Origin of the sequence: Amycolatopsis rhizosphaerae (assembly GCF_007713715.1) — a bacterium.
GTDB lineage: Bacteria > Actinomycetota > Actinomycetes > Mycobacteriales > Pseudonocardiaceae > Amycolatopsis_E > Amycolatopsis_E rhizosphaerae.
The window spans coordinates 1-8,071 of the sequence record NZ_VJWX01000328.1; the positions used below are offsets into that span (position 1 = coordinate 1).

Below are 8,071 nucleotides of genomic sequence, written 5' to 3' on the forward strand. Positions count from 1 at the left end.
TCACGGCACTGGTCATGACGACCACCGCCGGAAAGCACGAGAGCGTGGCCTACTGGCCACGCTCAGGTGTTGGAGTGCGTTTGAGCACTGGTACGTATGATGTGGCAGGTATGCCACGAAAGTGTGTCCGAGGGGGGAGTTGCACACTAACCACACGGCTCGCATTGTGAGCCGTGTGGAGGGTGCAGGGGGCCGCACCCGGAGACGGCGACTAGGGCAAAGGGCGAGAAGAAGTCCGGGCCAGCAGGTTGGCCTCAATGAAGGACCGTTGCCGGAGGGACGGCGACCTGGGGCCAGTCCTCACCCACGCAGCAGGCGCAAACCCCGCCTCGACGGAAGGTGATGTGCTCGCCGCCCTCGCCGAGACGTTGCACGTTCCACCGCATGTGCTCGGCGTGGCCGACACCCGGCAACGATCCGTGCCGATCGCCACACCCACGGCTAAGGTCGAGGCCAAACTGACGCCCGACGAGGGGACCGACCCGATGCGTCGTCGCACAGTGCTGGCAGGACTGACCAGCCTCGCCGGAACCGCGGTCGTCGGCATGCCGCCCGCGGCGGCCGCTACCAACCCGGTCGCCGGGCTGGGGGCCCTGCTGCTCAACGCACTGGCCTCCACCGGCGCGCCGACCACCCTGCCCACCCTGCGCCACGCTGTGAGCACCGCACGGTCGGTGTTCCAGCACGGCCGCTACGCCGCCGTCGCCACGAGCCTGCTCCAGCTACTGCCGACCGCACACGCCACCCACCACGCGGCCACCGCCACCGGGGAAATCGCCGCAGCCCAGGGACAACTCGCCGAGCTCTACACCCTGGCCACCGAACTCATGGTCAAACTCAGCCGGGATTACCTCGCCGCTCCAGCCGCCGACCGCGCCCTGCACGCCGCGCACTCCAGCGGCGACATCCTCACCCAGGCCACCGCACGCCGGACCCAGGCCATTGTGCTGCGCCGCGCCGGCCAAGCCGCCACCGCGCATCGAATCGTCCTCGACACCGCGGTCGCACTCCAACCCGACCTCCACCGTGGCCCCGAATACCTGTCGGTCTACGGATCGCTGCTGTCCACGGCCGCCTACACCGCCGCAGTGGACGGCAACCGAACCAGCGCCCATGACCTCATCGGCGAAGCCGTCGACACCGCCGATCGGCTCGGTGTCGACAGCAACCACCGCTTCACCGCTTTCGGTCCCACCGGCGTCAGGCTCTACCAGATCAGCATGTCCCGTGTCCTCGGCGACTTCGGCACCGCCATCGAGACCGCACGCCGCGTCCCGGCCGCGGGAATCCCGTTGGTCGAACGCCGCGCCCGGTACTGGGCCGACGTTGCCCGCTCCTTCCACCGATGGGGCAAACCTGAACAGTGCTACCGGGCACTACTGGCCGCCGAACAGGCCGCCCCAGACGAAGTCCGCTACCGCCAACCCATCCAGCAGATCACCGGCGAACTACTCCGCCACCCGATCAGCAGCAGCCTTCCCGGGCTACGCGCCTTCGCCGGTCGAGTTGGGGTACGCGGGGGCTGACGGACGCAGGGTATGCCCAGACCAACGACTTTGGTTTAGAGACACCTGTTCGGCCCGTCAGGCTGCGGGTCCGCCGGGGAACAGGGCGCGGGGTTCCAGGTTTAGGCGGGTGGCCGGTATCGCGTCGCAGGTCGGCGCCGAGCATACCGACGGCGTCAGTTGACGATCATGCGTCCAACACGATCACCGACCGGGCGCCGTGCCCGCCGCGCATCCGTTCGAAGGCTTCGGGTACGTCGGCCAGTCCGATGCGGTGAGTGATCAGCGACGCGAGGTCCAGCCGGCCCGAGAGGACTTCCGCGGCCAGTCGCGGGACGTCGCGGTCGGGGTCGGACGCCCCGTAGATCGAGCTGGTCAGGCCGCGCGAGAAGTGGAACAGCTCCAACGGGTTGAACACCACTTCCTGGTCACGCCCACCGACCCCGACGATGGTGCACTGCCCGCCCCGGCGGACCGCGCTCCACGCCGCGCGGATGGTCGCCGGGGCGCCGACGCACTCCAGGGCGTGGTCGACACCGCGACCACCGGTGAGCGCGCGCACCTGCTTGCTGAGCTTGGGCTCGCTGACGATGAAGTGCGTCGCGCCCGCTTGGCGCGCGTAGGCTTCCTTTTCCGGCGAGATGTCGACGGCGATGATCGGGTCGGCACCGGCGAGCTTGGCGCCCAGCACCGCGCACAGCCCGATGCCGCCGAGACCGACGACGAGCACCGACTGACCCTCGCGGACACCGGCGGTGTTGCGGACGGCGCCCACCCCGGTGAGCACGGCACAACCCAGCAGCGCGGCGACATCGAGCGGAACGCCGTCCGGCAGCGGCACCACCGACTGGGCGGGCAGGACGATCTCTTCGGCGAAGGCGCCGACACCCATGCAGGCGTGCAGCGGTGTGCCGTCACCGAGGCTGCCGCGCGGCACGCTGGTGATGCCCTCGATCGTGCTGCACAGCCACGGCTCGCCGGCCTGGCAGAACCAGCATTCCCGGCACGGCGCCGCCCAGTTCAGCACGACGCGGTCGCCGGGACGGACCGCGGTCACGCCGGGGCCGGCCTCCTGGATGACGCCGGACGCCTCGTGCCCGAGCACCACGGGGTACTGCGGGGTGATCACGCCGGTCACCATCGACAGATCGGAGTGGCAGACGCCGGCGGCGGCGATCTTGACCCGGACGTCGCCGCGGCCGAGTTCGGGCAGTTCGATGTCGCGGACTTCGGGCGTGGCGTCGCGTTCGGCGACGATGACGGCTTTGACCACGGTGTCTCTCCTCGGGGTTTGGGGCTGGGCTAGCGCCGGACAGACTTGGCTCCGACCCAGTTTTCTACAGAACTTGAGCTCACATCCCGACGGTGAACCTGGCCGCCGCCGATGCGGTCCTGGGTCGTTTCTGACATCTTTCCCCTACTTGGCGGTGAGAATCTGCCCTTGCCTGTCGAGTGTGAGGTCCGTACTTCGACGGATCAATGACGCGCGGTGTTGCCCGGTGTTGACGAAACTCTATAGAAGTTGCAGAGTGGTGCAACCCCCGCTTGTAGCGCACATCACCAGGAGGTCAGCGTGGAAGGCCTGATGATGGACCAGCCGTCGTTGTCGAGCAGCGTGCTCTGGAGAACGGAACGTCTGTTCCAGGACAAGAAGACCGTGAGCTTCCGCGCGGGCCGTGACCGGCCGCGAAGCCCGGTAACGGCGTCATGACCGCCATCGGACTAGCATCTGGTTCGGAGTGTTTGCAGGTAGAGGGGCTGGAGACGCTGATGGCGGAGCGCAAGAGCGGGGACAGGACGCCCCAGCGGCAGCGCGAGCGCCTCAGCCCCCACGTCGCCAAGCAGCTCCGGGAAATGATCATCACCGGGCAGTTGCGCGGCGGCGAACGACTGCGTGCCGAGCATCTGGCCGATGACCTGGGCGTCAGCGCCACCCCCGTCCGTGAGGCGCTGATGTCGATGACCGGCGAAGGCATGGTCGACTTCCAGCCAGGCCGCGGCTTCCGGGTCGTACCGCTCACCCGGCGCGACGTGCTCGACGTCTACGACATGCAGGCCTACGTGTCCGGCAAACTCGCCGAGCTTGCCGTGCCGAACCTGACCGAAGACGACATCGAGACACTCGACAACTACCAGGAGAAGCTCGTCGGAGCGGTGGCGGCGAACGACGCCGAACTGATCGAGGCGATGGATTTCGAAACCCATCGCCTGATCAATCGCGCGGCGGGCGCACCGAAGCTGGCGTGGATGCTCGGCCTGACGCTGCGCTACGTGCCCTTCGGCGCGCACGCGGAAGTCCCCGGCTGGCCCCTGGCCGCCCGCGACGACCACGTCTCCATCATGCGGGCACTGAAGATGCGCAGCCCGGTCGCCGCTCGCGACTTCATGCAGGCCCACATTCACCACGCCGGCGACCTGCTCGTCGGCATGCTCGCCGAACGCGGCGTCCTCGAAGACTGACCACCACCCGGCGTCACCGGCCCGCGCTCGGCGGACCGGCGTGCTCCCGCGCGCTCGTTCGCCCGCGAGTGGTGTTCACCCTGTCCGCGACCTCCGAAAGAAGCCGTGAACCATGTCTGTTTACGACGAACGCCCGTGGCTCGCCCTCTACGACGAGGGGGTCCCGGCCGACCCGGTCCTGCCCCACGAGACCGGCCTGGCCATGTTCGACGCGGCCGTCGCGCGCGATCCGCGGGCGCCTCTGCTGCACTACCTCGACACGACCCTGACGACCGGGCAGGTAGACGAGCTGGCGGCGGGTCTGGCCGTCGGGCTCGCCGAGGAATACGGCGTCGGCCGCGGCGACCGCGTCATGGTCCAGGTCCAGAACATGCCGGCGTTCGTCCTCGCGATGATCGCCACCTGGCGGCTCGGCGCGGTCCTCGTCCCGATCAACCCGATGTTCCGCGACAGCGAGCTGGACAAGCTGATGGCCGACGCCGCGCCGCGCGTGCTCATCCAGCTGGAATCGCTGGTTCCCGTGCTCGCCTCGGTGACCTCGCGCCACGACACCGCCGTGATCAGCGCCAGCGAACTCGACTTCGTCACCAGCTGGCCCGAAGACATCTTCCCCGGGGTCCGGCGTGCCCGCGTCGAGGGCGTGCGCGACCTGGGTGAACTCATTGGCAGCCATACCGGCAAGCGTCCGCCGACGGTGGAGACGGCCGGGGACGATCTGGCCTTTCTGGTGTACACCTCCGGCACCACGGGGCCGCCGAAGGGCGCGATGAACCTGCACCGTGGCGTCGTGTTCAGCTCGGAGAACTACCGCAACTGGTGCAAACTGACCGATCAGGACGTCTGCCTCGGGATCGCACCTCTGTTCCATGTCACCGGCCTGATCGCCCATATCGGCGTCGCCTTCCTGCTGCCGATGCCGTTGGTGCTCGGCTACCGCTTCCACCCCGTGATGATGGCGAGGCTGATCGAGAAGTACCGCGCGAGCTGGGTGATGGGCTCGATCACCGCCTACATCGCCCTCCTGAACGAACCCACCATCGATTCGTTCGACCTGTCATCGCTGTCGAAGCTCTGGAGTGGCGGGCAAGCTGTCTCGCCGACCACCGTCGAGGAGCTCGAGAAGAGGTTCGGCGCCTACGTGCACAACCTCTACGGCTTGACCGAGGTGACCTCGGAGTCGCACGCCGTCCCCGCCGGACGGCGGGCGCCGGTCGACCCGGACAGCGGCGCACTGTCGGTGGGCCCGCCGGTGAGCGGGTACGTCGTTCGCGTCGTCGACGAACACGGCAACGACGTCCCGGTCGGCGAAGTCGGCGAACTGGTCATGGAGAGCGACAGCGTCGTCCCCGGTTATTGGCGGAAGCCGGCCGAAAGCGAGAAGGCGATACCGGGGGGACGGCTGTTCACCGGCGACGTCGGCTTCATGGACACCGAGGGCTGGTTCTACATCGTGGACCGGAAAAAGGACCTGATCATCGCCTCCGGATTCAAGATCTGGCCCCGCGAGGTCGAGGACGTCCTCTACCAGCACCCAGCGGTCAAGGAAGCCGCCGTGGTCGGCGTCCCGGACAGCTACCGGGGCGAGACCGTCGCGGCGTTCGTCAGCCTCAAACCCGGAGCGCACGCCGAACCCGGCGAGCTGGTCGCCTTCTGCAAGCAGCGGCTCGCGGCGTTCAAATACCCCCGAACCGTCGAGATCCTCGACGAAATCCCGAAGAACCCGAACGGCAAGATCCTCCGCCGCAGCCTGCGCGGCCGGGTGGCCACCGTCGAAACCAGGAGGGCATGATGAGCCGCGCCGAAACGGCACCAGCCGGGCAACCCCACACCACGCCGAGCGCGGGCGTGAGCTACGCGAGCGGCCCGGCCGACAAGCCTTTGCTGGGCGAGACCATCGGCGCCCGCCTCGAGGCCATCGCGGCCCTCCACGGCGATCGCGAGGCACTGGTCGACGTTCCCACCGGCCGCCGCTGGACGTACCGCCGGCTCGACGAGGCCGTCGATCGGCTCGCCACCGGGCTGCTGAACCTGGGCATCCAGAAGGGCGAGCGCGTCGGCATCTGGGCACCCAACGTCGCGGAATGGGTGCTCGTCCAGTACGCGACCGCGAAGATCGGCGCCATCCTCGTCACGATCAACCCCGCCTATCAGGCGAGCGAACTCGCCTACGTCCTGCGGCAATCCGGAGTCCGTACCCTCATCGCGGCCGCGGGCCACAAGAAGAGCGACTACGTGACGATGATCGAGCACGTGCGCGGTGAACTCGCCGAACTGCGCGACGTCGTCATCCTGGGCACGGGCGACTGGGATCGCCTGGCGGGGCAGGCACCGGACCGCGGCACGCTCGCCGCGCGGGCGGCCGGTCTCGACCGCGACGACGCCATCAACATCCAGTACACGAGCGGCACCACCGGATTTCCCAAGGGCGCGACGCTCTCCCACCACAACATCCTCAACAACGGCTTCCTCGTCACGGAGGTTCAGCGGTTCACCGAGCAGGACCGGCTCTGCGTCCAGGTGCCCTTCTACCACTGCTTCGGCATGGTGATGGGGAATCTCGGGTCGATGGCGCACGGCTGTTCCGTCGTGATCCCGGCACCGTCGTTCGACGCCGAAGCGTCCCTGCGCGCGATCGCCCAGGAGCGGTGCACGGCCCTCTACGGCGTTCCGACGATGTACATCGCCATCCTCGATCATCCGGACTTCCGCGATTACGACCTGTCGTCGCTGCGCACGGGAATCATGTCGGGCTCGCCGTGCCCGGTCGAGGTCATGAAGCGCGTCATCGGCTCGATGCACATGGACGAGATCACCATCAGTTACGGCATGACCGAGACCGCACCGGTTTCCACCCACACACCGGTCGACTCCACGATCGAGCGCCGGGTGTCGACGGTGGGCATCGTGCACCCGCATGTCGAAATCAAGATCGTCGCACCCGAAACGGGCGTCACCGTCGGGCTGGGGCAGACTGGGGAACTCTGCGTCCGCGGCTACCTCGTCATGCGCGGCTACTGGAACGACCCCGACCGCACGGCGGAAGTCATCGACGAGGCCGGCTGGATGCACACCGGCGACCTCGCCACGATGGACGAGGAAGGCTACGTCCGCATCGTCGGCCGCCTCAAGGACATGGTGATCCGCGGGGGAGAGAATATCTATCCGCGCGAGGTGGAAGAATTCCTCTACTCGCACCCGGACATCGCCGACGTCCAGGTGGTCGGCGTCCCCGACCCGAAATACGGCGAGGAGTTGTGTGCGTGGATCCGCCTGCGGCCGGGTAGCGAACCGCTGACCCCGGAAATGCTCCGCGAGTTCTGCGGTGGCCGTCTGGCGCACTACAAGATCCCGCGCTACGTCCACCTGACGGACGAGTTCCCGATGACCGTCACCGGGAAGATCCGCAAGGGCGCCATGCGCGAGATTTCCGTATCGGCACTGGGGTTGAAGTGATGTTCGGACGCCGCCGGACCGGACCGGCGGCCGGAACCGATCAGCGCCGCGAGGGGCCGGGCGTTCGGTCCCGGCCGCGGAAGGCGGCGCGATAGGCGCTGGGGGAGGCTCCTTGGCCGCCGTCGCGCCTTCCCCGGGGCAGCACCTCTGCGTCCGCGATCACGGCCACGTGCGCCCCAGTCCGGGCGGGCCCGGTGCCAGGATTCGCCGTTGGCGGGGCATGACCAGGCTAATCACGGCCTTGCGGGCGGCGACCAGGTAACTGTTGGCTGGGGTTTCGTCCGCATGCACGTGCATCCCGCGCATCCCCCGATTGTCTGGGCCGCTGCCCTGCTCTCCGGGCGGGAAACGCGGCAGGTGGGAAGCCACGAACGGGGGAAACGCGGCGCCGGGGGGCCATTCGTAACCCAGCACCGGTCAGCGGCGGTCGGATTGGCTGGGGTTTCGCACCATGAAGCGAAGCCGGAAGGCGATGTCCCGGTGGGTCAGTGGGTGAGGCCGAGTTGTTGTTCGGCGGTGGTCCAGTCGGTGGCGATGGCGTGCTGCACGGCGGCCAGGGTGGCGCGGCCCGAGCATAGGGCGGCGTGCAGGTCGTTTTCGACCTTGTCCTTGGCGTTGGGGGAGGCGCCGGGTTCGGGCCAGAGGTTGTGGGG

General features: G+C 68.4%; 6 protein-coding genes. 5 read left to right on the forward strand and 1 reads right to left on the reverse strand.

Annotated features, from left to right (window positions below):
- The first annotated feature begins 344 nt into the window (after positions 1–344).
- Positions 345–1,526: an XRE family transcriptional regulator gene (locus tag FNH05_RS26075; RefSeq protein ID WP_144591358.1), complete on the forward strand. Its 1,182-nt coding sequence runs from the start codon at positions 345–347 to the stop codon at positions 1,524–1,526.
- A 166-nt stretch (positions 1,527–1,692) separates the two neighbouring features.
- Here FNH05_RS26075 and FNH05_RS26080 read toward each other — a convergent pair whose 3' ends face one another.
- A complete protein-coding gene (locus tag FNH05_RS26080; protein WP_144591359.1) occupies positions 1,693–2,778 on the reverse strand; it encodes a Zn-dependent alcohol dehydrogenase in 1,086 nt (361 codons plus the stop codon).
- 300 nt (positions 2,779–3,078) lie between these two features.
- On the opposite strand from FNH05_RS26080, the gene FNH05_RS38275 reads away from it, so the two are divergent.
- The 4 genes from FNH05_RS38275 to FNH05_RS26095 all read left to right on the forward strand — a co-directional run bounded on the left by FNH05_RS38275 (position 3,079) and on the right by FNH05_RS26095 (position 7,418).
- Entirely contained in the window at positions 3,079–3,216 is a 138-nt protein-coding gene (locus tag FNH05_RS38275) for a hypothetical protein (protein WP_186382741.1), read from the forward strand.
- 59 nt (positions 3,217–3,275) lie between these two features.
- On the forward strand, positions 3,276–3,965 hold the full coding sequence (locus FNH05_RS26085) for a GntR family transcriptional regulator (RefSeq protein WP_186382742.1): 690 nt from the start codon (positions 3,276–3,278) through the stop codon (positions 3,963–3,965).
- Between the two features lie 112 nt (positions 3,966–4,077).
- Complete coding sequence (locus tag FNH05_RS26090; protein ID WP_144591361.1) at positions 4,078–5,754, forward strand: class I adenylate-forming enzyme family protein; 1,677 nt, start codon at positions 4,078–4,080, stop codon at positions 5,752–5,754.
- Positions 5,754–7,418: an AMP-binding protein gene (locus FNH05_RS26095; protein WP_144591362.1), complete on the forward strand. Its 1,665-nt coding sequence runs from the start codon at positions 5,754–5,756 to the stop codon at positions 7,416–7,418. Before FNH05_RS26090 ends, FNH05_RS26095 begins: the two co-directional genes overlap by 1 nt.
- Positions 7,419–8,071: the final 653 nt, after the last annotated feature.

Excerpts from the sequence above, each read along its gene's own strand:
- FNH05_RS26095 (WP_144591362.1), top strand. The coding sequence starts at position 5,754 with ATGAGCCGCGCCGAAACGGCACCAGCCGGGCAACCCCACACCACGCCG.
- FNH05_RS26090 (WP_144591361.1), top strand. The coding sequence starts at position 4,078 with ATGTCTGTTTACGACGAACGCCCGTGGCTCGCCCTCTACGACGAGGGG.
- FNH05_RS26085 (WP_186382742.1), top strand. The coding sequence starts at position 3,276 with ATGGCGGAGCGCAAGAGCGGGGACAGGACGCCCCAGCGGCAGCGCGAG.